Below are 25,433 nucleotides of genomic sequence, written 5' to 3' on the forward strand. Positions count from 1 at the left end.
TGCTCTTATGCTCCGGACCAGCCGCGGACGCGGCCTCAGGCGGCCCGGACCTTCACGTACCTGCCAGGCGCCGGCTCGATCGGCCGATGGCTGGCATTGCCTAATTTGACGCGCGCCTTGACCTGCTTGCCCGAATGGCCGGCCAGCCAGGCGCTCCAGTCCGGCCACCAGCTGCCCGGCTGTTCGGTGGTCTGCGCCAGCCAGGCGTTGGGATCGCCGGGCAAGGGATTGCCCGGCCCGCCATCGCGCTCCATGACCCAGTAGCTGCGACGCTTCTTCGCGGGCGGATTGACCACGCCGGCGATGTGCCCCGACGCGCCCAGCACGAAGCGCTGCGGCCCGCGCAGCACTTGCGTGGACGCGTAGGCCGCCACCCAGGGCACGATATGGTCTTCCCGCGAGCCGAATATGTACGACGGCATCTCCAGCCGCGTCAGGTCCAGCGGCAGGCCCGCGGCCTGCGCCCGGCCCGGCACCTTCAGGTTGTTTTCCAGGTAGGTGTTGCGGAAGTACCAGGAAAAGAACGGCCCGGGCAGGTTGGTGCTGTCGCCGTTCCAGAAGAGCAGGTCGAACGCCGGCGGCTTCTGGCCCTTGAGATAGTTGCCCACCACGTAGTTCCACACCAGCTCGTTGGGCCGCAGGAACGAGAACGTGGTGGCCAGGTCGCGGCCCGGCATCAGCCCGCCGCTGCCGAACTGGTGGTCGCGCAGCAGCGCGTGCGCCTCGTCGACGAAGACCTTGAGCACGCCGGTATCGTGGAAGTCGAGCAGCGTGGTCAGCAGCGTCAGCGAAGCCACTGGATGCTCGCCGCGCGCCTCGGCCAGGGCCAGCGCGGAGGCCAGCATGGTGCCGCCCACGCAGAAGCCCAGCGCGTTGACCTTGGGCTGCCTGGTGATGTCGCTGGCCACGCGCAGCGCCTGCAGCACCGCGTCGTCCAGGTAGTCGGACCAGGTGGCGCGATCGATGCCGTCGGTATCGCTGGACACCGGATTGCGCCAGGAAACCAGGAATACCGTATAGCCCTGCTCCACCGCATGCCGGACGAAGGAATTCTCGGGCTGCAGGTCCAGGATGTAGAACTTGTTGATGTTCGGCGGCACGATGACCAGCGGGCGCTCGTGCACGGTCGCGGTCAGGGGGGCGTACTGGATCAGCTGGATCAGCCGGTTCTCGAACACCACCTCGCCCGGCGTCACGGCCACGTTGCGGCCGATTTCGAACTGCGATTCGTCGGTCTGGGTGATGCGCCCCTTCTTGACGTCGCCCAGCAGGTTGGCCACGCCTTCGGTCAGCGCGCGGCCGGCGCTTTCGACGATGGACTGCTGCGCGTCGGGATTGAGCGCCAGGAAGTTGGACGGCGACAGCGCGTCCACCCATTGCATGACGGAAAAGCGCAGGCGCTCGCGCAGCGGCTCGCTGACCTGCGCCGCATCGACCAGGCGCGACATGGCGCGGGCCGACAGCAGGTAGGCGTGCGCCATCAGCAGGTGCGAGCCTTGGGCGGCCCAGGCCGCGCCCGCGAAGCGCCGATCCGACGGCGGCGGCAGCGCGCCTTGCCGGGCGTCATCGCACAGGCGCTGCCATTCGCGGGAAAACTCGGCCTGAATGTCGGCCAGAATGTCCGGTGCCACGCTCACCGGAATGGGTCCTGCGGAGAGATTGGCGTTCACTTCGACACCTTGTTATCGACACTGCGCGATTGATGTTGCATGCGGGGTCCGGGACTGTCAATGCGGGTATACAAGGAGAGGCCCGCCAGGGTAGCAGCGGCCCGCCAGCCGCGCTTTGCGCTACATCAGACTTGGCCTAGGACAACCAGGCCAGCAGCGCCATCCGCCCGGTGATCCCGTCGCGCCGGTACGAAAAGAAGCGCCCGCCATCCGCCACCGTGCACAGGCGGCTCAGCGTCACGTCCTCGACGCCCGCGCGCCGCAGGCGGAACTCGGCCAGTCCGGACAGGTCGGCCAGCCATTTGCCGGGCAGGCCCGGCCGGGGGCGGAAATAGGATTCCGTGGCAGGATCGTCGGCAGTGAAGGCATCCAGCACGTCCCGGCCCACCTCGAAGGCGTCCGGGCCGATGCCTGGGCCGACCCAGGCGCGCCAGCCGCCGGCATCCGGCGCCTTGGCCCGCATGGCCGCCAGGGTGCGCTCCAGCACGCCGCCGGACAGCCCGCGCCAGCCGGCATGGGCCGCGCCCAGCACGCGGCCGGCGCCATCGGCGATCACCACCGGCAGGCAGTCGGCCACCATCACGGCCAGCACCCGGCCCGGCCGCGCCGTGACGCTGGCGTCGGCGGCCGGCTCTTCCGGCGTGGCGGGATCGTCGGCGTCGACGACATCGGCGCCGTGTACCTGGCGCAGCCACAGCGGCTCGGCCGGCAGCGCGGCGCGCAGGCGCCGGCGGTTCTCGGCCACGGTGTCGGGATTGTCCTCGGCGCGGCGGCCGAGATTGAAGGTGTCGTGCGGCGCCACGCCGACGCCGCCGGCGCGCGTGGTGCAGAAATACTCGACGCCGGCCCACTGCTGGCCGGTCACCACGGGCAATCCTTGAATCACGCGTTCCATACGATGTTTTCCTGAACCTGCGCCATGTCGGCCGGCACGGCGGCGCTGAACTGGACCTCGCCCCGGCCGCCGGGGTCCTCGAAATGCAGCGCGCGGGCATGCAGCATCTGCCGCCTCGCGCCCGCGACGGTCTTGCCGCCGTACAGCACGTCGGCCAGCAACGGATGGCCCAGGCTGGCCATGTGCACACGGATCTGGTGCGTGCGGCCGGTTTCCAGGCGGCAGACCACCTCGCACACCCGGCCACCGGGATCGACCTCGCCGCGGCGCGAAGGAAAGTAATGCGTGACGGCGGGCTTGGGCGCCACCGGCCGTTCCACGCTCATGCGCACCGGCACCCGGACATCGCGGCCGATGGGGCGATCGACCTTGCCGGCCGCCCCCAGCCAGCCATGCGCCAGGGCGATGTATTCGCGCCCCATGCTGCGGGCCTGCAACTGCCGCACCAGATGGGTCTGGGCGGTTTCATTGCGGGCCACGACCATCAGCCCGGACGTGTCCTTGTCCAGCCGGTGCACGATGCCGGCGCGGGCCACCTGGGCCAGCTCGGGATAGCGGTGCAGCAGGCCATTGAGCAGGGTGCCGCTCCAGTTGCCGGCCCCGGGGTGCGTCACCAGCCCGGCGGGCTTGTTGACCACGATCCAGTCCGGGCTGGCGTCCACCACCTCGAAATCCACGGGCTCGGGCGCGAAAGCCTGCGTTTCAGGCGCGGGCTGCGTCCAGACGGTCAGTTCGTCGTCGGGGCCGACCACCTGCCGGACCTTGGCCGGGCCGCCGTTGACCAACACCTTGCCGGCCTCGATCCAGCCTTGCAGGCGGCTGCGGGAATGCTCGGGCATGAGGCCCGCCAGCACCTTGTCCAGGCGGTCGGCCCGGGTGCCCGGCGGGACGGTAAGCAATTGCGGCGCGCCAGCGGCCGCCTGGGGGGATGAACCCGGGGCGAAATTCGGACCGGAATTCGGACCGGAATCGGAACCACCCTCGAGGCCATCGCCCTCGGAATCCTCGTCAAAATCGGGATCTGTGCTGACGGCTGTATCAGACATGGAGACAAATCATATAATCAGCCTGCCATGCTAACACCAAGGATACGATTCTCGTGATTCACCGTTCCGCAGCTCCCTCGATTCCCGCCTCCCGTAGCGGGCCGGTCTTGCGCGCGGTCGTCGCGCTATTCGCCGTGCTGGCCATTGCCGGCTGCGGTTCGACCAGCAGCAAATACGACAAGACCGCCAACTGGAGCGCCGAGCAGCTGTATGCCGACGCCAAAGCCGAGATCTCCTCCGGCGGCTGGAAGGAAGCGCGCGAGCGCCTGACCGCCATTGAAAGCCGCTACCCGTTCGGCGTCTATGCCCAGCAGGCGCTGCTCGAACTGGCCTACGTCAACTGGAAGGACGGCGAAAACGAGCAGGCCCTGGCCGCCATCGACCGCTTCCAGCAGCTCTACCCCAACCATCCCGGCACCGACTACGCGCTGTACCTGAAGGGCCTGATCAGCTTCACGCCGCAAAGCGCGTTCATGAGCAACATCACCGGGCAGGATCCGGCCGAGCGCGACCCCAAGGGCCTGCGCGCGTCCTACGACGCCTTCAACGAGCTGATCAAGCGCTATCCCGACAGCAAGTACGCGCGCGATGCCGAACTGCGCGTGAACTGGCTGGTCAACACCATCGCCATGAACGAAGTCTACGTGGCCCGCTACTACTACGAACGCGGCGCCTACGTGGCGGCGGCCAATCGGGCCCAGACCGTGATCACCGACTTCGAGGGCGCGCCCGCCACCGAAGAGGCGCTCTACCTGATGATCCAGTCCTACGACAAGCTCGGCATGACCGACCTGAAGAACGACGCCCAACGCGTGTACGACAAGAACTTCCCCAACAGCGACTTCAAGTCCAAGGGACTGAAGGCCGACAAGAGCTGGTGGAACCCGTTCTGACCACTTTCGCGCATGGGTAGGAAAATCCCCTCGTCCGAGGGGATTTTTTTTGCCTGCCGTCGCCGTGGATGACGGACGCCCGCAGGGCGCCGGTCAGCCGCCCTCGCCCTTGCGCCGGTAGAACGCCAGCGCCTCGTCCAGCTCGCGGGTGCGGGCGAACGGCGGCAGGCCGCGCCAGAGACGCTTGCCATAAGGCTTTTCGACCAGGCGGCCGTCGCCCACCATCAGCACGCCCCAATCGGATTCCGTGCGGATCAGGCGTCCCGCGCCCTGCTTGAGCGAGATCGCGGCCTCGGGCAGCTGATATTCCGAGAAGGGATTGCCGCCTTGCGCGCGACAGGCGCGCAGCCGCGCCTCGATCACCGGATCGTCCGGCGGCGCGAAGGGCAGCTTGTCGATGGCCACCAGGGTCAGCACATCGCCGGGCAGGTCGATGCCTTCCCAGAAGCTGGCGCTGCCCACCAGCACCGGATGCGGCAGCTTGCAGAAGCGTTCGAGCAGGTCGCGGCGCGTGGCGTCGCCCTGCTTGAGCAGCGGCCATTCATGGCCGGCGTCGTCGAAGGCGTCGGCCAGCAGGCTGGCCACCTTGTCCACCGCGCGCAGCGTCGTGCACAGCACCAGCGTGCCGCCGGGACTGGCTTCCAGTAGCGGCAGCAGCGTCTGCACGAAGCGGTCCAGGAACTGCGGCGACTGCGGTTCCGGCATGCCACGCGGCACGAACAGCAGCGCCTGCTCGGGATAGTCGAACGGCGACTCCCATTTGCCCGTGCGCGCCTTGTCCAGGCCAAGCTGCCCGGTGAAATGCTCGAACTCGCCATTCACCGACAGCGTGGCCGAGGTCATGATCCAGGCCTGGCCGGGCTTGCGGAACTTCGAGAAGGCCTGGGCCACCGACAGGGGCGCGGAATGCAGGCGCACGTGGTGCAGCCCGTGCTCGACCCAGCGCACCGCCGGACCGGTCCATTGCATGGCAGCCGCCGCGCCCTCGCGCAGCGCGGCGGGCGTGGGCAGGCCGTCGTCCGGCGCCGTCTCGGCCGACTGGTCGTCGCGGCCCCAGCCGTCTTCGTCGGCCTGCGAGCCGGCGCGCGCCGGCGTGGCCCAGCGTTTCAGGCGCGCGGAGATCTCTGCGCCGTTGCGCGCCGCCGCCATCAGGTCGGGATGTTTTTCCGCGACCGCGCCCAGCGCGTTGGTGGCAGTGTCCACGGCCTCGCGCAGCACCGCCAGCGCCTGATCGAATTCCTCGGCGTCGGGCATTGCCTCGAAGGTGGCCTTGCGGCCCGGCAGCTTGTCCAGCGGCGCACAGACCAGCCGCAGCTCGCGCGCGGCGGTTTCCAGGTGGCGGCTGACGTCGCTCCAGCGCGCGGCTTCGCGCGCATAGGCCAGGCCCGCCGCTTCCAGCGCGCGGCCGAAATCCAGCAGCTGGTGCGTGGACACGCTGCTGCCCAGGAAGCGCGTGGCCGTGTCGGGCAGCTGGTGCGCTTCGTCGAAGATCACCGTGTCGGCCTCGGGCAGCAGATCGGTCACGCCCTCTTCGCGCAGCACCAGGTCGGCCATGAAGAGCGCGTGGTTGACCACCACCACGTCGGCTTCCTGCGCCTGGCGCCGCGCCTTGACCACGAAGCAATCGCGGATGCGCGGACATTCCTGGCCCAGGCAGTTCTCGCGCGTGGAGGTCACGCGCTGCCAGATCTCGGCGTCTTCGGGTATCTGCGCCAGGTCACCGCGGTCGCCGGTCTTGGAGATACCGGCGAACACCTGGATCTGGCGCAGCTGCGCGATCTCGGAACGCGATTTCAGGGCGCGTTCGTCGCCCTGCATGCGGTCCAGGTGATAGTGGCAGATGTAGTTGCCGCGCCCCTTGAGCAGCGCGGCCGTCACCGGCGCGGCCAGCGCCGCGCGCACGCGCGGCAGGTCACGCGAATACAACTGGTCCTGCAGCGTGCGGGTGCCTGTGGAAATCAGCACCTTGCCGCCCTGGATGAAGGCGGGTACAAGGTAGGCCCAGGTCTTGCCGATGCCGGTGCCGGCCTCGGCGACGAGCGTGGCGCGGTCCTGGATGGCCTGGCCGATGGCCTGCGCCAGCTCGATCTGCGCGGGGCGCGGCTTGTAGCCGGGCATGGCCGAGGCCAGCGGCCCGTCCTCGGCGAAGAATTCGGATATGTCCAGGTCCAGCATCGATGCAGCCTAGCGCTGGCCGCGACCGCGTCCGGACCGGCGCCGGTCGGCGGTTCTGGCGCAAAACGCGTGTGTGGGGAAAGGACCAGATGATACCTGGAGCCGCACCGCTTTTCCGGCCCAACCCTCCATTCATAGGGACGGATTGGTCCACCTTGCCACGTTCTGTAACAGTGGCTTGTGGCACAATCCGCCCCTTGTTTTTCCTTTTTGTCGTCGTATCGAGATGTCTGAAACTTCCGTTATCACGAACGTCGCCGCCGGCGTCGACAACGCCCGCATCGTCGCTTTGCTCGCCACCGAGCTCGGCGTGCGCGCCAATCAAATCGCAGCCGCGGTCGAGCTGCTGGACGACGGCGCCACGGTGCCCTTCATCGCCCGCTACCGCAAGGAAGCCACCGGCGGCCTGGACGACACGGTGCTGCGCAACCTGGAAGTCCGCCTGGGCTATCTGCGCGAGCTCGAGGAGCGTCGCGGCGCCATCCTGGAATCCATCTCGCAGCAGGGCAAGCTGACGCCCGAGCTGCAGCAGGAAATCGCCGCCGCCGACACCAAGCAGCGCCTGGAAGACCTGTACGCACCCTACAAGCCCAAGCGCCGCACACGCGCCCAAATCGCCCGTGAAGCGGGCCTGGAGCCGCTGGCCGACGCCATCCTGGCCGACGCCGGCTGCGATCCGGCCGCGCTGGCCGCGCAATACCTGAATCCCGAAGCCTCGATCAACGATGCCAAGGCCGCGCTGGACGGCGCGCGCGACATCCTGGCCGAGCGCTACGCCGAGAACGCCGACCTGCTGGCCGACATGCGCGAGCACCTGTGGTCCACCGGCCTGCTGTACTCGAAGATGGTGGACGGCAAGGAAACCGAAGGCGCCAACTTCCGCGACTGGTTCGACTTCAACGAGCCGCTGCGCACCCTGCCCTCGCACCGCATCCTGGCGCTGCTGCGCGGCCGCCAGCAAGGCGTGCTGGAGCTGCGCCTGGGCCTGGAAGCCGAACTCGAGGCGCAGACGCCGCATCCCTGCGTGGCGCGCATCGCCGACTTCCTCAAGCTGGGCAAGGGCTTGTTCGCGCTGGATGCCACGCCGCGCGGCCGCTGGCTGGGCGAGGTGTGCCGCTGGACCTGGCGCGTCAAGTTGCTGACGGCCTTTGAAAGCGAGCTGATCGGCCGCCTGCGCGACAGCGGCGAAACCGAGGCCATCCGCGTGTTCGCGGCCAACCTGAAAGACCTGCTGCTGGCCGCGCCGGCCGGCCCCAAGGCCGTGCTGGGCCTGGATCCGGGCATCCGCACCGGCTGCAAGGTCGCCGTGATCGACCAGACCGGCAAGGTCGTCGACACCACCACCGTCTATCCCTTCGAGCCGCGCCGCGACCGCGAAGGCACCATCAACACGCTGGCCGCGCTGGCCGCGCGCCACAAGGTCGACCTGATCGCCATCGGCAACGGCACCGCCTCGCGCGAAAGCGAGAAGCTGGTGGGCGACATGATGGAGCGCTTCCCCGACCTGAAGGTCACGCGCGTGGTGGTCTCCGAGGCTGGCGCCTCGGTCTACTCCGCGTCGGAACTGGCCGCGCTGGAATTCCCCGACCTGGACGTGACGCTGCGCGGCGCCGTGTCGATCGCGCGCCGCCTGCAGGATCCGCTGGCCGAGCTGGTCAAGATCGATCCCAAGGCCATCGGCGTGGGCCAGTACCAGCACGACGTGAACCAGCGCGAGCTGGCGCGCTCGCTGGACGCCGTGGTCGAGGATTGCGTGAACGCCGTCGGCGTGGACGTGAACACCGCCTCGGCCGCCCTGCTGGCGCGCGTGTCGGGCCTGAACTCGCTGCTGGCCAAGAACATCGTGGCCTGGCGCGACGAGAACGGCGCCTTCGCCACCCGCGGCATGCTGCTCAAGGTGCCGCGCTTCGGCGACAAGGCCTTCGAGCAGGCCGCCGGCTTCCTGCGCATCCCCAACGGCGACAATCCGCTGGACGCGTCCTCGGTGCACCCGGAAGCCTATCCGGTGGTCGAGCGCATCGTCGCCAAGATCAAGGCCGAGGTGAAGCAGATCATCGGCCAGCGCGAGGCGCTCAAGGGCGTATCGCCGTCGGACTTCACCGACGAGCGCTTCGGCCTGCCGACCGTGCGCGACATCTTCGCCGAACTGGAAAAACCCGGCCGCGACCCGCGCCCCGAGTTCAAGACCGCCCAGTTCAAGGAAGGCGTGGAAACGCTGAACGACCTGTATCCCGGCATGGTGCTCGAAGGCGTGGTCACCAACGTGGCGAACTTCGGCGCGTTCGTGGACATCGGCGTGCACCAGGACGGCCTGGTCCACATCTCGGCGCTGGCCGAGAAATTCGTCAAGGATCCGCGCGACGTGGTGCGCGTGGGCCAGACCGTGAGCGTGAAGGTGCTGGAAGTGGACGTGGCGCGCAAGCGCGTGGCCCTGACCATGCGCCTGAACGACACGGCCGCGCCGGCCCGGCGCTCGGGCGACGCCGCCCCCAAGGGCGGTGACCGTCCGGCCCGCCGTGGCCAGGGCGACGGTGGCCGCGGCGGCAATGGCGGCGGCGGTGGTGGCGGCGGTGGTGGCGGCATGATGAACAGCGCGATGGCGGATGCGTTCGCCAAGCTCAAGCGCTAGCCGCAACGCGGCTTGCCAAGAAAAAACCGGCGCCTCGTGCGCCGGTTTTTTTGTCGACAAACGAGACTGGGAACCACGACTAGGACTTACCCCTAGCCTCCCGTTTTTCTTGCGATCCCTCAATCCAAAAGCAACAAAAATAAGGGAAAATATCGAATTGTGTCCAAATAATAAAAAACGGTAGCGCCAGGGGGCGACAGGGCGCGGACACATTCCATGATCAGGCGAGCGACGGCGCACACGCCTATCGGACAGAAGCACAAGAAGAAAAGCGCGCCGCCCCTGAGAAAGCCCGGAGATCCGTCTGTCATGCGCACTACCATTACGCTTGCCGCCAACGAAACGGCAACCATTACCGAAAAAGAAGCCAGTCTCAGCGGTATCTACAACGAAATCACATTGGGCCAGTACACGCGGCTGATCGTGGACGGCGCCGAAGTCACCTTCAAGCACATCACGCTGGAACGCCTGGGCACGCGCGTGATTGAGCTGGTCAACGGCGCCCAGCTGCACGTCGGCGCGCTGGGCTTCGCCAGCATGGGCGCCAGCATCGTCTATCGCATCGGCGCCGGCTGCGCGCTGACCTTCGACGCCAGCCAGTGGGACCCGGAGGTCGTGGCCAACACCACCTTCGATTTCGCCAGCCAGGGCAGCGGCTCGTTGAAGTACTTCCCCTTCATCAATCCGGAATGGCTCGACTGTCCCAACGTCACCGGCTATTCCGAAGGCGACCTGCTCGAAATCGCCGGCCAGGGCAGCGCGCAGCGCTTCCAGGTGCGCGACGGCCGCATCGTCGCCAACCGGCCGCGCTGACGACACGGCAAGGCGGGTGACACGCCCCTCTCGCCCGAGAGGCGATCCGTGCACGCCCGCCTGCCCGCGCCGCCGCAGACGCGGCCCGGGCATGAACCTCTCGTCGCAAACGCCGGCGACACGCCATTCTCGGTCCCGCGCGTGATCCACATGCGCGCTTTCTCGGCGCGCGCGCTTTCTCGCCTGCCCGCCGTCCCTCTCCTGCCCGCCCTTCCTTCCCGGTAGCGTCCGCGCCTGCACGGTTCCGCCGACCGACCTCGTCTGCATCACAAACGCGTCCAATCGCGGAAATCGGGCGTGTCACTCATATTTTTTCCAATTCTCGATAGAAGAAATTTGATCAAGAAATGGAAGAACTGCGTTTTTGCACCACGCATGTTTCCGCCCGTCCGAAAGCGCCTACAACCCCTAGCTTGCAAAGTTCGACTTCGCATCGCGGGGCCCATCTGCTGGGGAGCAGCAGAATCAATCGACAAAGGACGTTCGCTATGAACAAGAATTACGCGCTGGTCTGGAACGCTACCCAGGGGTGCTGGCAGGTCGCCAGCGAACTGACACGCCGCCGTGGCAAGGCGGGACGCGGCCGCGTGCTGATGACGGCGGGCGCCTCTCTGATCGGACTGGCCTTCGCCGGACTGGCCCATGGCTTGCCGACGGGCGGAGCGGTGGTCGACGGCAAGGGCACGATCCAGGCCGAAGGCCAACAGATGATCGTGGACCAACAGAGCCACAAGCTGATCACCAACTGGGAGAGCTTCAACGTCGGCGCCCAGGAAGGCGTCACGTTCCGCCAGCCCGACCAGAATGCGATCGCGCTGAACCGCGTCATCGGCAATGAGGCCAGCAGCATCCTGGGCCGCATCGACGCCAACGGCCAGGTCTTCCTGGTGAACCCGAACGGCGTGCTGTTCGGCCAGGGCGCGCAGGTCAACGTGGGCAGCCTGGTGGCTTCGACCCTGAACATCAGCAACGAGGACTTCAAGGCGGGCCGCTACGTGTTCGCTGGCGAATCGGCCGCTCAGGTCGGCAACGCGGGTTCCATCCAGGCCGCCGCCGGCGGCACTGTGGCGCTACTGGGCGCGCAGGTCGGCAACACCGGCACGATCCAGGCCACCGAGGGCAGCGTCGCGCTGGGCGCCGGCGGGAAAATCCGCCTGCATCTCGACAAAGGCAGCTTGGTGCATCTGCAAATCGACAAGGGCGCGGTGGACGCGCTGGCACACAACGGCGGCCTGATCCAGGCGGCGGGCGGCGACGTCCGGTTGCAAGCGAACGCCACCAATGCGCTGCTGCGCACCGTGGTCAACAACGAAGGCACGATCGAGGCGGTGTCCCTGCAGGACAACCGGTCCGGCCTGATCACGCTGCTGGGCAACGGCCACGCGGTACGGGTCGCCGGCACGCTGGACGCCAGCGGCGTACAGAACTCGGCCGATGGGGGCATGATCCTCATCGACGGCGCCAAGCTGGACCTTGCGCAGTCGATGAAGGCATCCACGCAGGGCGGCGCCGGCATGGATGCCGGCATGCTGCAAATGAACGCGGCGCGCGTGCGCGTGGGTGACGCCTCGCGCATGATGGCGGACGCCTCCGGCGATACGCTGCTGTCCTCGACCCAGCTGACCGATACGCTGGCGCGGAACCACGTCGCAGTCAACGGCGTCGACAGCCTGGCGGTCGAGAGCACCATCGCGTGGCGGAACGACAACGCCTTGACCCTGTCGTCCCTGGGCGACGTCAAGATCGGCGGCGCCATCACCGCGCAAGGCGGCAACGCCCGGCTGACGCTGGCCAGCGCGCGCGGCAACGTGCAGATCGACAGGAACGTAATCCTGACCGGCAGGAGCGCCGCGCTGACGCTGGATTCCGGTGCGGAGTACGGCAACGGCCATCGGATCGCCCGTGGCGCCTCCGTCACGCTGTCCGGCGCGAATGCCGCGTTCAGCGCCAACGGCCAGGACTACAAGGTGGTGCAGAATCTGGCGCAGCTCAGGGCCATCGACGCCGATGTGAGCGGCCATTACGTGCTGGGCAACGATATCGCCGGCCAGGGCAACTTCATGGCGCTGGCCAGCGGCCAGCGGGAATTCAGCGGCACCTTCGACGGGTTGGGCCATACCGTCACCGACCTGAACATCCACGGCACCGGACAATCGGTGGGCATGTTCGCCAGCGTCAGCGGCACGGTCCGCAACGTGACGCTGGACCGCGCCACTCTCAGCGGCACGCAAAGCCGCGGGGCCACTCAGCTGGGCGTGCTGGCCGGCTTCAACTCCGGCAATATCGATAACGTCCACGCCACCAACAGCTCGGTGATGGGCAGCCGCAATCCGCATGTCGTCGGAGGTCTGGTCGGCAACTACTTCTGGGGCGATATCAGCAACTCGTCCTTCAGCGGCAGTGTGCTGGGCAACGCAGGCAGCACCGCGATCGGCGGCCTGGTCGGCCAGGTGCAGGACACGCCGCTCGTCAAGCAGATCAGCAACAGCGCGGCGCACGCCTACATCACCGGCGGCGGCTACGACAGCCCGGCGAACGGCGCTGCCGTCGGCGGCCTGGTCGGCCGCAACCTCGGCGCCGAGCTGCGCGACGTGCGCAGCAGCGGCACGATCTCGGTGCAGTACGCCAATGCCAGCGTAGGCGGGCTGGTCGGCCTGCACACGCTGGACAGGACGGGCAGCTACAGGTCCGGCAGCATCAGCAACGCCGCCAGCGCCGTCGCGGTATCGTCGGCCGGCATCAACAGCAAGGTGGGCGGGCTGGTGGGCGCCAACATCAACGGCAGGCTGTCGAACGTGGAAGCAAGCGGCAATGTGAGCGGCTACCGCAGCGCCGCCATCGGCGGCCTGATCGGCGAGAACACGGGCCGTACAGCCTATATGGGCGGCACTGTCCAGGACGCGCGCTACGACGGCCAGGTCAGGGACGCCATGGCCGCGACGCTCGGCGGATTGGTTGGCAACAACGAGGATGCCAAGCTGGATAGGGTGCAGGTAAACGCCACGGTCATCGGCGGAAACAACGCGAAGATCGGAGGCATCGTCGGCCGGATCGCCGACAGTTCGCTGTCCAACGCACACGCCACCGTCGATCTGCGCGGCGGCGCCGGGGCACAAGTCGGCGGCATCGCGGGCGACGCCAACAACGCGTGGCTGCAGGACCTGAACGTCCAGGGCAAGCTGTCGTCCGCGCCAGGGCACTCCGGCTCCGGCTCGCTGGGCGGCATCGCCGGCGTGCTGTGGCCGGGATACATCGCGCAAGCCGTCGCCAAGGTCGACATCCAGGCGCCCGCCGGCTCGTCGGCGGGCGGGATCGTGGGCGCCAACGTCGGCAACGTCTATGACGCCCACGCTTCCGGCTCCATCACCGGCGGCTCGGCGACCGGAGGCCTGATCGGGGCCAACTTCGGCTCGATCATAGGTTCGACGTCATCGGTCCAGATCAACCGGCCGCTGGGCTGGCATGGCAGCCTCATCGGCGAAGACTACAACTACAGTTGGCGGACGCTGCAGCAAAACTCGGCGCAGAACGGCGCGCAGCCGCCGATCGGGCGCATCGTGGCCGCCTACCCCTACTGATCGCCGCGCAGGCAAGGCCCGGCGCCAAACGACCTCGGGGCCTCGGGGCCTTGCCGCCACGCATGAAAGGTAAAAGGCCGGTACGCCTCATCAGCGTACCGGCCTTCTGTCTTGTACCGCCCGCGTTCAATCGCGCGGCAACGACAGCAGGACCTCGCGCAGCCGCGCCGTCCATTCGGACGCGTCCTGGTCCGCCGGCGCAACAGCGATTTCGTTTCCATCCACCGTCACGCGCCCAGCCTGCAACAGCTCGTCCGGCGAGGCTTCCTGCAGCCGCCGCGTGTACTGGCCGGCTTCCTTCGGATCGGTGAACGGCCGCGACAGCAGCACCTCGGCGCCATCGGCCGCCAGCAAGCGGAAGCGGAAACCGCCCTCGTCGCGGAAGCTGACGAAGCGGGCGCCCTTGCCCTTGGCCTTCTTGCCGGTCGCCTTGTCCTGCGACACGGCGACGCTCAGGTTGCGCAGGCCCACGGCCTCGCGCAGTTCGGCCATGAACGGCGTGGCCAGCTTGCGCGCCTTGGCCGCGCCGGCCTGCAGCACTTCCTCGATGCGGCCGGGGTTGGCCATCAGGTCGAAGTACTTTTCGCGCATCGGCGCCAGCAACTGTTCCAGATGATCGAGCAGGAACTGCTTGGCATCGCCCCAACCCATGCCCTCTTCCAGCTGCTTGCGGAACGCGGCGGACTGAGCCGGCGTCGCGAAAGCGCGGTAGATCGTGAACAGGTGCGAATTCTCGGCGTCCTTGGGTTCGCCCGGCGCGCGCGAATCGGTCACGATGCGCATCACCGAGGCGCGCAGCGCCTGCGCGCCGCCCTCGAACAGCGGGATGGTGTTGTTGTAGCTCTTGGACATCTTGCGGCCGTCCAGCCCCGGCAGCGTGGCGACCTCTTCCTCGATCGTCACCTCGGGCAGCGTGAAATAGTCGCGGCCGTACTGATGGTTGAAACGCTGCGCGATGTCGCGCGCCATTTCCAGATGCTGGATCTGGTCGCGGCCCACCGGCACCTTGTGCGCGTTGAACATCAGGATGTCGGCGGCCATCAGCACCGGGTAGGAGAACAGGCCCATGGTCACGCCGTCGTCCGGCTCCACGCCCTTGGCCTCGTTCTGGTCCACCGAGGCCTTGTACGCGTGGGCGCGGTTCATCAGGCCCTTGGCCGTGACGCAGTTCAGCACCCAGCACAGCTCGGGAATTTCGGGGATGTCGGACTGGCGATAGAACGTGACGCGCTCAGGGTCCAGGCCCACCGCCAGCCAGGTGGCGGCGATCTCCAGCCGCGAGCGCGCCACCCGCGCCGGATCGTCGCACTTGATCAGCGCGTGATAGTCGGCCATGAAGAAGAACGCGTCCACGCCGGGCTGGGTGCTGGTGACGACGGCCGGGCGGATCGCGCCGGCGTAGTTGCCGAGATGGGGGGTGCCGGAGGTGGTGATGCCGGTAAGGACGCGGGTGTTCATGAGATGAGGCTGCGGTTGCTGGATGAGGGTCCAAGTGTAACGTGTCGGCGTTGCGTCCCTGGATTGCCGGACCCGCTGGCGCGGTCAGGCCCCGCCTTTCCGGTGCCGCCTGGCGATGTTCCTGGTCGCCGAAGCCACGGTCGGCTCGACAGGCGGGGAGACGCCGACGTAGCGCGCGCGAGGCCTGATCATCTGCCCCGACCCGGCCTGCTCCAGCGCATGGGCGAGCCAGCCCACGCAACGTCCGATGGCGAAGAGCGCCAGCGGGGCATGCGCAGGCAGACGGTGCACGGCGCTCAGCGCCGCCAGTCCGAAATCGATGTTCGGCCGCTCACCGGCCAGGCGCTCGACCTGCCGGGCCAGGCTGGCATAGGAAGCAGGCAGGGCCAGGCTGTCCAGCAGCGCCACCGCGCGCGGATCTCCCGCGGGATACAAGGGGTGCCCGAAGGCGGGAAAGCCCAAGCCCATGTGCAGGCGCTCCCGCACCAGGGACTCGGCATCGGTGTGCGCCATCGCATCGATCAGCGGTTTCAGGCTCATCGCCGCCCGGCCATGCAGCGGCCCCGTCAAGGTCGCCAGGCCAGACAGGATGCCGGCGGCCAGGCTGGCGCCGGTCGAGATTGTCACGCGCGTGGCGAAGGTCGAGGCATTGAGCTCGTGGTCCGCCAGCAGACAAAGCGCCTGTCGTATGACGGGCTCCGCGCGCGGCCGTTTCCAGGCGGCCGCCAGTTGCTGGCTGATGCTGCCGCCCGCCTGCAGCGCCTGGGATCCGAACATCGAGACGACGAGCGTTGCCAGGACGCCGCGGGCTTCCGCCCTGAGCGCGCCCAGGGATCGGCCCTGCGTGGGCAGGTCGGCGACGCAGCGCCCCGCCATGGCCGCGATGCCTGGCTGTATGGCCCCGGCCTCGCCAGAAGACGGCGCCGCGCCGACCGGCGCGGCGGAGAGATCCACCTTGCCGTCGCCGCTCTCCCACAGGACGGCCGCGATGTCTTCCAGCTGGCTGGCGCGGGCCAGTTCGACCGCATCGGCGCCCCGGTACCACAGGCGGCCATCCCGCACCGTCGAGATGGCGGAGGGCATGACCGGATCGCCCCACTCCATGGCGCCGCTGGCCACCGTCGCGGCATTGCGTTGCCCGCGCTGGCGTCCCGCCATGCGGGCCACATCGTCACGGTGATACAGGCTGCGGCGGGAATCGCCGCCGTCCTGCCTGCTGCGGATCTTGCCTCGGCTGACGTAGGCATACAGGGTCTGCATGCGCACGCCCGTCAGCTCGACGGCTTCATGGGCGGTAATCCAGGTCATGGCATTTATATTGATCAAATTAATCAAGATTGACGTCAATACTATTGCAGATGAACATGATCCCATCAACAAGGAGCATGTGATGGCAATAGGTTTGGACGAAGTGATCGCGGCGGAAACCGTCTTGTCCGAGGTGGATGGCAATCGTGGAAAACTGATCATCCGCGGGCGCTCGCTCGATGATCTGGCAGCGCGCGAGACCTATGAGGGCGTGATGGCGATGCTGTTCGCGCAGTTCCTGGACGAACCCGCGCCCCCTCAGACCTGGCAGTCGGCGCTGGGCGCCGCCCGGGTCGCGGTGTTCCAGCATCTGGCTTCCTCTGATGCGGCATTGCTCGCGCTGGAACCCATCGACGCGATGCGCGCGCTGGTCGCCAGGATCAAGGACGGCAATGACCCGGTCACCGCGCTGCATCTGGTGGCCGCGCCGGCCGTCTTCACCGCCGGCCTGATCCGGCTGCGGCAGGGCCAGGCCCCGATCCCGCCGGACGCGAGCCTGGGACATGCCGCCGACATCCTGCGCATGTCGGGATTGCCCGCCGAGGCCGCCCACACGCATGCACTGGACGCGTACCTGGTGACCGTGGCCGATCATGGCCTGAATGCCTCCACGTTCGCGAGCCGGGTCGTGGCGTCGACCCGGGCCGGACTGACATCCTCGGTCCTGGCCGCGATCAGCGCATTGAAGGGCCCGCTGCACGGGGGCGCGCCGGGTCCGGTGCTGGACATGCTGGATGCCATCGGCACGGCGGACAAGGCGGCGACGTGGCTGGACGCGGCACTGGAGCGCGGCGACAGGCTGATGGGATTCGGCCATCGCATCTACCGGGTCCGAGACCCGCGCGCCGATGCGCTGAAGGCCGCGTTGAAGCCGCTGCTGCAAGGCCAGCATGTACCCGGACAGCGCACCGAGCTGGCGCAGACGATCGAACAGATCGCGCTGGACACGCTGCGCCGCCACAAGCCTGATCGCGCGCTGGAAACGAATGTCGAGTTCTACACGGCCCTGCTGCTGGACGCCCTGGGTTTCGATCGCGAGGTCTTCACCTGCATCTTTGCCATGGGACGCGTCTCGGGATGGATCGCCCATGCGCGGGAACAGGCATTGACAGGAAGATTGATCCGGCCGCAGTCTCGCTATACCGGGCCATTGCCCGAGGCGCTGCCGGAAGAGGCGCTCGCCGCCGGCCACTGAACCTGCCGGCCTGTGACGGAGAGATGAACATGACGACACTCAAGGCGCATTTCGATGTCCTGGCGCGGTACAACGCGTGGGCGAACGGAATCCTGTACCACGCGGTCGGCGGGCTCGAAGCGCAACAATACCGCCAGGATTGCGGCGCCTTCTTCAAGTCCATCGAAGGCACGCTCAACCATCTGCTCGTGACCGACCGGATCTGGCGGCATCGCCTCTGTGGCCTGCCGGATCCGGGCTATCGCCTGGATCAGATCCTTCTTGAGGACTTCCCGGCATTGAAAGCGGCGCGAGAGCAGGAGGACGACGAGATCGCCCGCTTTGTCCTGGCCTTGCCCGAGTCCGCCATGGATACCGTCATTTCATACCGGCGGACCTCGACGCCGGAGCAGCTGCAGCAGCACATCGGATCCGCGCTCGCGCATTGGTTCAATCACCAGGCGCACCACCGCGGGCAGGCGCACGCCATGCTGACGCGCGTTTCCGGGCAGGCTCCGGAGCTCGACCTGCTGCGCTATCAACGGCAGACGAGACAGGCCGCCCCAGCCTGAGCAGGCTGGCGGCGCCTCAGACCACGGCGAGCACGGGCGCGGCCAGCGCGCACAGGCCCCCGGCGGTCAGGGCGGCGCGCGGACGGAAGGTCAGGAACCAGATCAGCAGCAGGCCGGCGATGCTGAGGATACCGATCCATTCAACCGTGCCGTAGCTCCAGCCCCAGACCGCCGCCGAGGCCCACAAGGACAGCGCCAGCGCGATCCAGCCGAACAGCCGCAGCGGCAGGCGATGGCGTCGCGGCAGTGCGCGGTCGAACACGTCTTCGTAATGACGGTCCATGCCCAGGCACAGGGCAGAGAAACCCGCGTAGGCCAGGCAGAAGGCGGCAAGCGTCATGGTTGCTCCTCGGTTTCAAGCGGCTTGGGAAGATTGGGCCGTCGGCGCGGGCCGGGCCGACGGACGGCCGGCCGGCGCCTTGCGGGCGCGGGCCGCCTTGCGGGCCATCCAGGCCAGCAGCAGCGCGCCGGCCAGGCAGGTCAGGTCGAACCCGGCCATCACCCAGTCGCCGGCGGGCAGCGAGGCCGCCAGATGGCGCTGGGTGGTCAGCGCGTTGATCACCGGCACCAGCGCCAGCGACGCGGCGGCCGCGGCCAGCAGGTCCAGCCATTTGCGGCGCTGGAACAGGAAGGCGTAGACCAGCGACAGGCCCCAGGCCGAGAAGAAGGCGCGCACTTCCCAGAGCTGCCGTCCCGGCAGGTCGGCCGGCAGCAGGCGGTTGGCCCAGAAGAAGGCGGCGACGGCGATGAACAGGCCCGCCACCGTGCCGGCGTTCAAGCCATCGACCAGGCGCAGCGAGAAGGTTTCGCGCGCGCCCGGCCGGGCCTTCTGGCGGCGCTTGGCGATCCACAGCACCAGGCCGGTGCCGACCATGCCGGTGCCGGCCAGGCTCACCAGGAAATAGAACCAGCGCAACACCGGCGCGGCGAACAATCCCAGGTGCAGGCCGGTGATCACGCCGGCCGTGCGCACGGTGGGGCTGAGCTCGTCCAGGCTTTCCTGCATCTGGCCGGTCACGCCGTCAAAGCGCATGTAGGGTGACAGGCGGCCATAGGACACGCCGTCGGCCGCGTTGCGCGTCAGCGTCACCGTGGCGCCGGCATCGCCGGGGTTGTTGACGGTGACGCGGCCCACGTTGCCCTGCCAGTGGCTTTCGGCCTGCGCCACCAGGGGCGCGAGATCGGTCAGGGGCGCGGGCGAGCCGCGCGGCGGCGTGACCTTGAACGAGGCGAAGACCTCGTCGCTGAACTGGCGCGCATCGTCATAGACGGCCAGTATGCCCGCCGGCATCAGCATGCCCATGAACAGGACCAGCCCGCTGAACGTGATCATCAGGTGGAACGGCAGGCCCAGCACGGACAGCGCGTTGTGCCCGTCCATCCAGGCGCGCTGTCCGCCCTTCTTCGGACGGAAGGTGAAAAAGTCGGTGAAGATCTTCTTGTGCGTGATGATGCCGCTGATGATCGCCACCAGCATGAACATGCCCGCGATGCTGGCCAGCCAGCGTCCCCAGGGAAAGCCGATCTCCAGCTCGAAATGGAAGCGGTAGAAGAAGTCGCCGCCGCGCGTCTCGCGCGCCGTCACGGCCTGGCCGGTCTGCGGATCGAGCTTGACCCGCACGAAGCCGCGCTCGCCCGGCTTGGGCTTGGGCACCTGGTACAGCAGCAGGATCAGCGGCTCGCGGTCCGTCGGCGGCGTGATGAACCAGCGCTTGGCGTCGACCGCGTGCTCGCTGAGATAGCGCTGGGCCGTGGCCACGGCCTGCTGCGCGGGCGCGGACTGGACCTGGATCTCGGGCTGCATCCAGCGCGTGATCTCCGGCCGGAAGAAAGCCAGCGTGCCGGTCAGGAACATCGCGAACAGCGCCCAGCCGAAGATCAGCCCCGACCAGGTGTGCAGCCAGGACATGGCCTGGCGCAAGCCCTCCTGGCCCTGTTGCTTGGCGTCCGCCGGCTTCATGCCGCCACCGCGCCGCGACCCGCCAGGTACAGCAGGCCCAGCGCGACCGTGGGAATCAGGATGCCGGCCCAGGCGCGCCAGGCGTTGCGGGTCGCGAAGACCCAGATCACGCCGCAGGCGTAGAACACGAAGGACAGCATCTGCGCCGTCACCACGGCATCCGCCCGCGCCAGCGGCAGCCAGACGGCCAGGCAGGCGGCGGCGGCGGAAGCCAGGCCGTAGCAGCCCAGGATGGCGGCGATGGCGCGCGAGGCCACGGCCAGTTGATAGGGCAGCATGGCTGCGCCGGCGGCGGGAGCTTTCACTTGGACACGAGGAACGTCAGGGTGGAAACGTAGCGGACCTTGGCATAGGACTTGCCGTTGGTCTCGCCGGACTTGTCTTCGACATGCGCGACTTCGATCACGTACTGGCCGGGCCAGGGCGTGCTGATCTCGATGCGGCCCTGCTCATCGCTATGGAAACGCTTTTCCCACTTGGGCGGGCCGAATACGGTGACTTCGGTCTTGGCCAGGGGCTTGCCCTGGAACTGCAGCACGAAGGCATTGCCGCCGGCGGCGACGGGCACCAGCTCCAGATCGAGCCCGGCCTGGGTATCGTTGCGTCCGGCCTTGGCGCCGAAATGGACCAGCGTGTCCTTGTAGAGGTACGGCTGGCGCAGGCGCACGTCGCCCTTGCCGGCCGCCGCGAAGGCAATGAAGTCCGCGCCCTGCCCGGCCTGCGGCAATGCCTTGCCGTCCGCGCCGGTCACTTCGGGACTGGTCAGCACCTTGCCCAGCAGGCCCTCGCGCTGTTCGCGCAGGTCGTCGGCCCATTCGCCGAAATAGGCCTTGGCGGGGCCGTCGGCGCCGCGCTCCAGCCAGACGAAGTGGGCCTGGGCGGCGCCCGCGCTGCCCAGCAGGGCCAGGGCGGCCAGGGTTCTTGCGAATTTCATCATTGCCATTCCTTCAGTCTGCGTATCGGGCCTGCGCCGCCCCGCGCGGCGCAGGCCCTGTTTGTGCTCTCGGCATTGCTTCGATAGCCGTCGCTCGGACGAATCGAAGTTATAAATTATAACCATTCTCACTACGAAATGAGCGCAAGAAGGCGGCAGCCCGGCCGCCGCCCCCCGCCCCTGCGGCGTCCCCGTCTCCGAAGCGCCGCCGAACGCCTGTCCTACCAGCGATAACGCAAGCTGGCCTTGACCGAGCGCTGATAGCCGAACCAGCACCAGGATTCGTTCAGGCAAGACGCGACGTATTCCTTGTCGAACAGGTTGGACACGTTCAGCGCCACCTGCATGCCCTTGAGCGAGGGCGAGGCGCGACCCAGGTCGTAGTCCAGCATCAGGTCGAACAGCGTCACCGAGGGCACCTTGTAGGCATTGGCCTCGTTGACATAGGACGAGCCGATGTAGCGCACCCCGGCGCCCACGCCCAGCCCGGCCAGCGGGCCTTCCTGCAGCTGGTAGCGCGCCCAGGCCGAGGCCTGTTGCGACGGCACGCCGGCCGGCGCCTTGCCCTTCAGATCGAAGCCCGCGGCATTGGGATAGGCCTTGGAGTACTCATTCTTCATCAGCGAATAGGACGCCAGCAGGCTCAGGCCGCGCAGCGGCTCGGTCTTGGCTTCCAGCTCGATCCCCTGCGTGCGCAGTTCTCCCGCCTGCACCTGGCAGCGGCCGCCCGAGCCGCCGCACACATGCGTCGGATCCGGATCGGTGGTCGTCATGTTCTCGCGCCGGATGTCGAAGGCCGCGACCGACAGCATGGTCGCGCTGCCCGGCGGCTGATACTTGATGCCCGCTTCGTACTGCTTGCCCTCGATGGGCTTGAACGGCACGTTGTTCCAGCCCGTGCCGGACAGCGGCTCGAACGACTCCGAGTAGCTGAAGTACGGCGCCACGCCGTTGTCGAAGTTGTAGATCACGCCCATGCGCCCGGTGAACGCCTCCGCCCTCAGCGAGGACGGCGTGACGGTGCCCTTGGCGATATCGCGCGCCTGGCCCACATTGCGCGACCAGTCGTAGCGTCCGCCCAGCAGCACCGACAGCTGGCCGAGCTTGAGCTGGTCCTGGAAGTACAGGCCGCTCTGGTACTGCTTGGTGCTGCGGTCGGTGGAGAACGGCGGCACCGGGATGCGCTGGCGGTTGTCCGGGTCCAGCACGTTCAGCGCCGGCGCCGCGCCGAATCCTTCCAGCGTATCGGTCTTGACGTGCTGGTAGTCGAAGCCCAGCAACACGGAATGCCCGATCCGGCCGGTGTCGAAACGGGCCTGCACATTGTTGTCGATGGTGAAGGCGTCCACGTCCGCATCGGTGGCGATGGATGCGCGCTGCTGGCGCGTGTAGGCCTTGTCCAGATAGCCGAAATTGCCGTTGGACGCACCGTAGACGCTTCGGTAGACCGCCTCGGAATGCGTCCAACGCACGCTTTGCGTGGCCTTGAACGTATCGTTGAAGCGATGGTCCAGCACATAGCCCAGCGAGTAGCTCTTGCGGTCGCTCTTCTCGAAATTGGCGTCGCCATCGTAGTGGCTCGCGTGCAGTTTCCTGCCGTCGGGCGCGGACAGCACGGTGCGCATGGCCGATACCGAGCCATAGGAGCCCATGTCCGGATCGCGCTGGAAGTTCGTCAGCACGGTCAGCGAGGTATCCGCGTTGGGCTTCCAGGTGAAGGCCGGCGATACGAAATAGCGCCGCTCCTTGGTGTCCTTGACCTGGCCATCGGACAGGTAGCCGGAACCGGTCAGGCGATAGAGGAACTTGCCCTCCTCGTCGACCGGACCGCTGAAGTCGACGTTGGCGCGGCGGAAATCGAAGTTGCCGGCCTGCAGCTCGACTTCGCGCATCGGTTCGTCCAGCGGCCGCTTGCTGACCTGGTTGACCACGCCGCCGGGACCGCCCTGCCCGTACATCACGGATGCGGGGCCCTTGAGCACGTCGACGCGTTCAAGGCGGTAGGCGTCGACCTGGGGCAGCGCGTCGCGGCCGCCGAACACCCGCAGGCCGTCCAGGTAGGTGGACGCGGAAAAGCCGCGCACGTTGAACTGATCCAGCCGCGTGGCGGTGGCGCCGCGCGATTCGGTGGCCACGCCGGCGGTGTAGCGCAGCACCTGGTTCAGCGTCTGCGCGCCCTGGTCGGCGATCTGCTCGCGCGTGATGACCGACACGGACTGCGGCGTTTCGATCAGCGGCGTATCGGTCTTGGTGGCGCTGACGCTGGCCCGGGCGACATACCCCAGGGTGGGCGCCAACGCGCTGTCGGACATGCCGGTCACCGTGACCGGCGCGAGCGTCTGCGTACCGCCCGCCGGCGCCGGCTCCACGGTCCAGGCATTGCCCGAACGGGCGCGCGCCTGCAGGCCGCTGCCGGCAAGGAGGCGGGCAAAGCCCTCGGCCACGGTATAGGCGCCGTCCAGCCCTTCCGAACGGCGACCGCTGGCCACCGCAGGATCGAAGGACAACAGCACGCCCGCGCTGCGCGCGAACTGCGTCAGCGCATCGGCCAGCGGGCCGGCGGCGACCCGATAGCCGCGCGCGGCCTGCGCCTGCTCGGCCGGCTGCGCCCAGGCGATGGGCGCGACGCTCTGGAATGCGCCGGCGCAGGCGAGCAGCACGGCCAGCCGGCCGGCGCTGAGTGAAACGCGCGGGCGCGCGGAAATCGAAACGGACACGGATCCCTCCCTTCGTTTGTCGGTCTTGATCCGTCTATTCCGGATGGGCGCGAGAAACCTGCAATGCGCGGCCAGGAAAAGTTGTAACGGCTGAATGGACAGGCGTGCCGTCAGGTCTCGCGCGGCGCCACCTGCAGCCAATACGCGGTGCGCCGGATCACGATGATCGGCAAGGTGTCTTCCAGCGTCCTGAGCGCGCGTTCGGCGTCGTCCAGGGGAAACACGCCCGACAGGCGCAAGTCCGCCACTTCCGGCGCCACGCGGATCACGCCGACGCGCTGCGCGGCCAGATAGGCCGCGAACTCGTCCAGACGCCAATCCTTGGCCACGACAAGGCCGTCCGCCCAGGCCAGCCGGTCCGGATCCGATGCGCGGCGGCGCACCTGCCCGCGCTCGGCGAAGGCGGCCCGTTCGCCGGCGGAGATATGGATCGCGCCGCCTTCGCGCGCGATCTGCACGCTGCCTTCGTAGACGCCGACGCGCGCATTGCGCTCGCCGCGACGCAGGTCGAACACGGCGCGCGTGGCCGACAGGATGCCATGGCCCGTGTCCACGCGCAGCGGCGGCGCGCCGTCTTGCGGCTCGAGGCGCACCAGCAGTTCGCCGCGCAGCAGTTCGACGCTGCGTGCTTGCACGTCCAGCCTCAGCGCGCTGTCGCCATTGAGCGTCAGGCTCAAGCCCGGCGCCGCCGCCAGCGTCCGGCGCTCGCCCAGGCCCGTGCTGTGATCGGCCAGCAGCCGTTGCCACGGCGCATGCCGGTAGCCGGCCCATAGCGCCACGCCCACGCCCGCCACGCTGAGCGCATTGCGCAGGACCGCGCGGCGCGCGGGAGACGCCGGCGCGTCCAGCGCCGCATGCGCCAGCCCCGAGGGCACACGCCGGGCGTCGCGACCGATCGCCTGCAGCCGGTCCCAGGCAGCGCGGTGCGCCGGATCCTGCGCCAGCCAGGCGGCGCAGGCGGCGTGCTCGTCCGGGCTGGCCACGCCCGAGGCCAGCCGCGCCCACCAGCCGATGGCCTGCCGGGCCGTGGCGTCCAGCCTCTCAGCCATCGAGCGCGCAATAGCAGGCGGACAGCGCCCGCACCATGTACTGCTGCACGGAACTGAGCGACACGCCCAGGCGCTGGGCAATCTGGGCATAGTTCAGCCCGTCGACCTGGGACAGCAGGAAGGCCGAGCGCGCCTTGGGCGGCAAACCGTCAAGCAGGCGGTCCAGGCGCATCAGCGCCTGCATCTGCACGGCCTGCTCCTCGGGCGACGGCGCATGCGCCTCGGGCAGCGCGGCCAGGTAGTCCAGATAGGCGTGTTCCAGCGCCGCGCGGCGCTGGTGATCGACCACCAGCCCCTTGGCGATGGTGGCCAGCAAGGCGCGGGCGTCGTCGGCGCGCACGGCCTTGCGGCCCTGGATCACGCGCACGAACACGTCCTGCGCCAGATCCTCGGCGCGATGCGCGCAGCCGGTCTTGCGGCGCAGCCAGCCGAACAGCCAGGGGCGATGATTGCGGTAGAGATGATCGACCGGCACGGCGTCGGCATCGGCGCGACGGGCGTCGGGAGCGAAAAGGGAAGACACGGTGGGACCAGCGGCGCTTGACCAGAAGTCCCAGGATAT

19 protein-coding genes are annotated in these 25,433 nt (G+C 68.3%); 6 read left to right on the forward strand and 13 right to left on the reverse strand.

Annotated features, from left to right (window positions below; genetic code table 11):
• Positions 1 to 35: 35 nt before the first annotated feature.
• The 3 genes from phaC to KDH83_RS04165 form a co-directional block, all read right to left on the reverse strand.
• Entirely contained in the window at positions 36 to 1,670 is a 1,635-nt protein-coding gene (gene phaC, locus KDH83_RS04155; protein WP_212312962.1) for a class I poly(R)-hydroxyalkanoic acid synthase, read from the reverse strand.
• Positions 1,671 to 1,806: 136 nt separating this feature from the next.
• Positions 1,807 to 2,565 carry a peptidoglycan editing factor PgeF gene (pgeF, locus tag KDH83_RS04160; protein WP_212312964.1) on the reverse strand — a complete coding sequence of 253 codons (759 nt, stop codon included), beginning with the start codon at positions 2,563 to 2,565 and terminating at the stop codon, positions 1,807 to 1,809.
• Entirely contained in the window at positions 2,553 to 3,611 is a 1,059-nt protein-coding gene (locus tag KDH83_RS04165) for an RluA family pseudouridine synthase (protein WP_212312966.1), read from the reverse strand. The genes pgeF and KDH83_RS04165 overlap by 13 nt, the downstream gene beginning before the upstream one ends.
• 107 nt (positions 3,612 to 3,718) lie before the next feature.
• Between KDH83_RS04165 and KDH83_RS04170 the strand changes: the two genes are divergently transcribed.
• Positions 3,719 to 4,504 (forward strand): outer membrane protein assembly factor BamD, encoded by a 786-nt coding sequence (locus KDH83_RS04170; protein ID WP_212313008.1) that lies wholly within the window; start codon positions 3,719 to 3,721, stop codon positions 4,502 to 4,504.
• A gap of 93 nt (positions 4,505 to 4,597) precedes the next feature.
• Here KDH83_RS04170 and KDH83_RS04175 read toward each other — a convergent pair whose 3' ends face one another.
• Positions 4,598 to 6,679, reverse strand: coding sequence for an ATP-dependent DNA helicase (locus KDH83_RS04175; protein WP_212312968.1), 2,082 nt, complete (start codon positions 6,677 to 6,679; stop codon positions 4,598 to 4,600).
• Between the two features lie 226 nt (positions 6,680 to 6,905).
• On the opposite strand from KDH83_RS04175, the gene tex reads away from it, so the two are divergent.
• The 3 genes from tex to KDH83_RS04190 all read left to right on the forward strand — a co-directional run bounded on the left by tex (position 6,906) and on the right by KDH83_RS04190 (position 13,699).
• On the forward strand, positions 6,906 to 9,308 hold the full coding sequence (gene tex / locus KDH83_RS04180) for an RNA-binding transcriptional accessory protein Tex (protein ID WP_212312970.1): 2,403 nt from the start codon (positions 6,906 to 6,908) through the stop codon (positions 9,306 to 9,308).
• A gap of 309 nt (positions 9,309 to 9,617) precedes the next feature.
• Positions 9,618 to 10,121: a hypothetical protein gene (locus KDH83_RS04185; RefSeq protein WP_103273240.1), complete on the forward strand. Its 504-nt coding sequence runs from the start codon at positions 9,618 to 9,620 to the stop codon at positions 10,119 to 10,121.
• Between the two features lie 488 nt (positions 10,122 to 10,609).
• The gene (locus KDH83_RS04190; RefSeq protein WP_212312972.1) at positions 10,610 to 13,699 is read left to right on the forward strand and encodes a GLUG motif-containing protein; all 3,090 of its coding nucleotides are present in this window, start codon (positions 10,610 to 10,612) and stop codon (positions 13,697 to 13,699) included.
• A gap of 126 nt (positions 13,700 to 13,825) precedes the next feature.
• Here the strand turns inward: KDH83_RS04190 and KDH83_RS04195 are convergent, their stop codons facing one another.
• On the reverse strand, positions 13,826 to 15,157 hold the full coding sequence (locus tag KDH83_RS04195; protein ID WP_212312974.1) for a tryptophan--tRNA ligase: 1,332 nt from the start codon (positions 15,155 to 15,157) through the stop codon (positions 13,826 to 13,828).
• 84 nt (positions 15,158 to 15,241) lie between these two features.
• Entirely contained in the window at positions 15,242 to 16,465 is a 1,224-nt protein-coding gene (locus KDH83_RS04200) for a citrate synthase family protein (protein WP_212312976.1), read from the reverse strand.
• Between KDH83_RS04200 and KDH83_RS04205 the strand changes: the two genes are divergently transcribed.
• Together KDH83_RS04205 and KDH83_RS04210 are read left to right on the forward strand one after the other, a co-directional pair.
• Positions 16,416 to 17,660, forward strand: a complete 1,245-nt coding sequence (locus tag KDH83_RS04205) for a citrate synthase/methylcitrate synthase (RefSeq protein ID WP_249204825.1) — start codon at positions 16,416 to 16,418, stop codon at positions 17,658 to 17,660. The genes KDH83_RS04200 and KDH83_RS04205 overlap by 50 nt on opposite strands.
• Before the next feature lie 29 nt (positions 17,661 to 17,689).
• Positions 17,690 to 18,211, forward strand: a complete 522-nt coding sequence (locus KDH83_RS04210) for a DinB family protein (RefSeq protein WP_212312979.1) — start codon at positions 17,690 to 17,692, stop codon at positions 18,209 to 18,211.
• A 16-nt stretch (positions 18,212 to 18,227) separates the two neighbouring features.
• On the opposite strand, the gene KDH83_RS04215 is transcribed toward KDH83_RS04210, so the two are convergent.
• The 7 genes from KDH83_RS04215 to KDH83_RS04245 form a co-directional block, all read right to left on the reverse strand.
• Complete coding sequence (locus KDH83_RS04215) at positions 18,228 to 18,551, reverse strand: DUF3325 domain-containing protein (protein WP_212312981.1); 324 nt, start codon at positions 18,549 to 18,551, stop codon at positions 18,228 to 18,230.
• A 15-nt stretch (positions 18,552 to 18,566) separates the two neighbouring features.
• Positions 18,567 to 20,171 carry a PepSY-associated TM helix domain-containing protein gene (locus KDH83_RS04220; RefSeq protein ID WP_212312983.1) on the reverse strand — a complete coding sequence of 535 codons (1,605 nt, stop codon included), beginning with the start codon at positions 20,169 to 20,171 and terminating at the stop codon, positions 18,567 to 18,569.
• Positions 20,168 to 20,449 carry a DUF3649 domain-containing protein gene (locus KDH83_RS04225; RefSeq protein WP_212312985.1) on the reverse strand — a complete coding sequence of 94 codons (282 nt, stop codon included), beginning with the start codon at positions 20,447 to 20,449 and terminating at the stop codon, positions 20,168 to 20,170. The genes KDH83_RS04220 and KDH83_RS04225 overlap by 4 nt, the downstream gene beginning before the upstream one ends.
• A 23-nt stretch (positions 20,450 to 20,472) precedes the next feature.
• On the reverse strand, positions 20,473 to 21,105 hold the full coding sequence (locus tag KDH83_RS04230; protein WP_212312986.1) for a DUF4198 domain-containing protein: 633 nt from the start codon (positions 21,103 to 21,105) through the stop codon (positions 20,473 to 20,475).
• A gap of 221 nt (positions 21,106 to 21,326) precedes the next feature.
• Positions 21,327 to 23,822 (reverse strand): TonB-dependent siderophore receptor, encoded by a 2,496-nt coding sequence (locus KDH83_RS04235; protein WP_212312987.1) that lies wholly within the window; start codon positions 23,820 to 23,822, stop codon positions 21,327 to 21,329.
• A 110-nt stretch (positions 23,823 to 23,932) separates the two neighbouring features.
• Positions 23,933 to 24,871 carry a DUF4880 domain-containing protein gene (locus KDH83_RS04240; protein WP_212312988.1) on the reverse strand — a complete coding sequence of 313 codons (939 nt, stop codon included), beginning with the start codon at positions 24,869 to 24,871 and terminating at the stop codon, positions 23,933 to 23,935.
• Positions 24,864 to 25,394, reverse strand: a complete 531-nt coding sequence (locus KDH83_RS04245) for a sigma-70 family RNA polymerase sigma factor (protein ID WP_212312989.1) — start codon at positions 25,392 to 25,394, stop codon at positions 24,864 to 24,866. Before KDH83_RS04245 ends, KDH83_RS04240 begins: the two co-directional genes overlap by 8 nt.
• Positions 25,395 to 25,433 lie beyond the last annotated feature (39 nt).

The sequence above is a fragment of the Achromobacter sp. Marseille-Q0513 genome (assembly GCF_018195695.1).
Classification (GTDB): Bacteria; Pseudomonadota; Gammaproteobacteria; order Burkholderiales; family Burkholderiaceae_B; genus Achromobacter.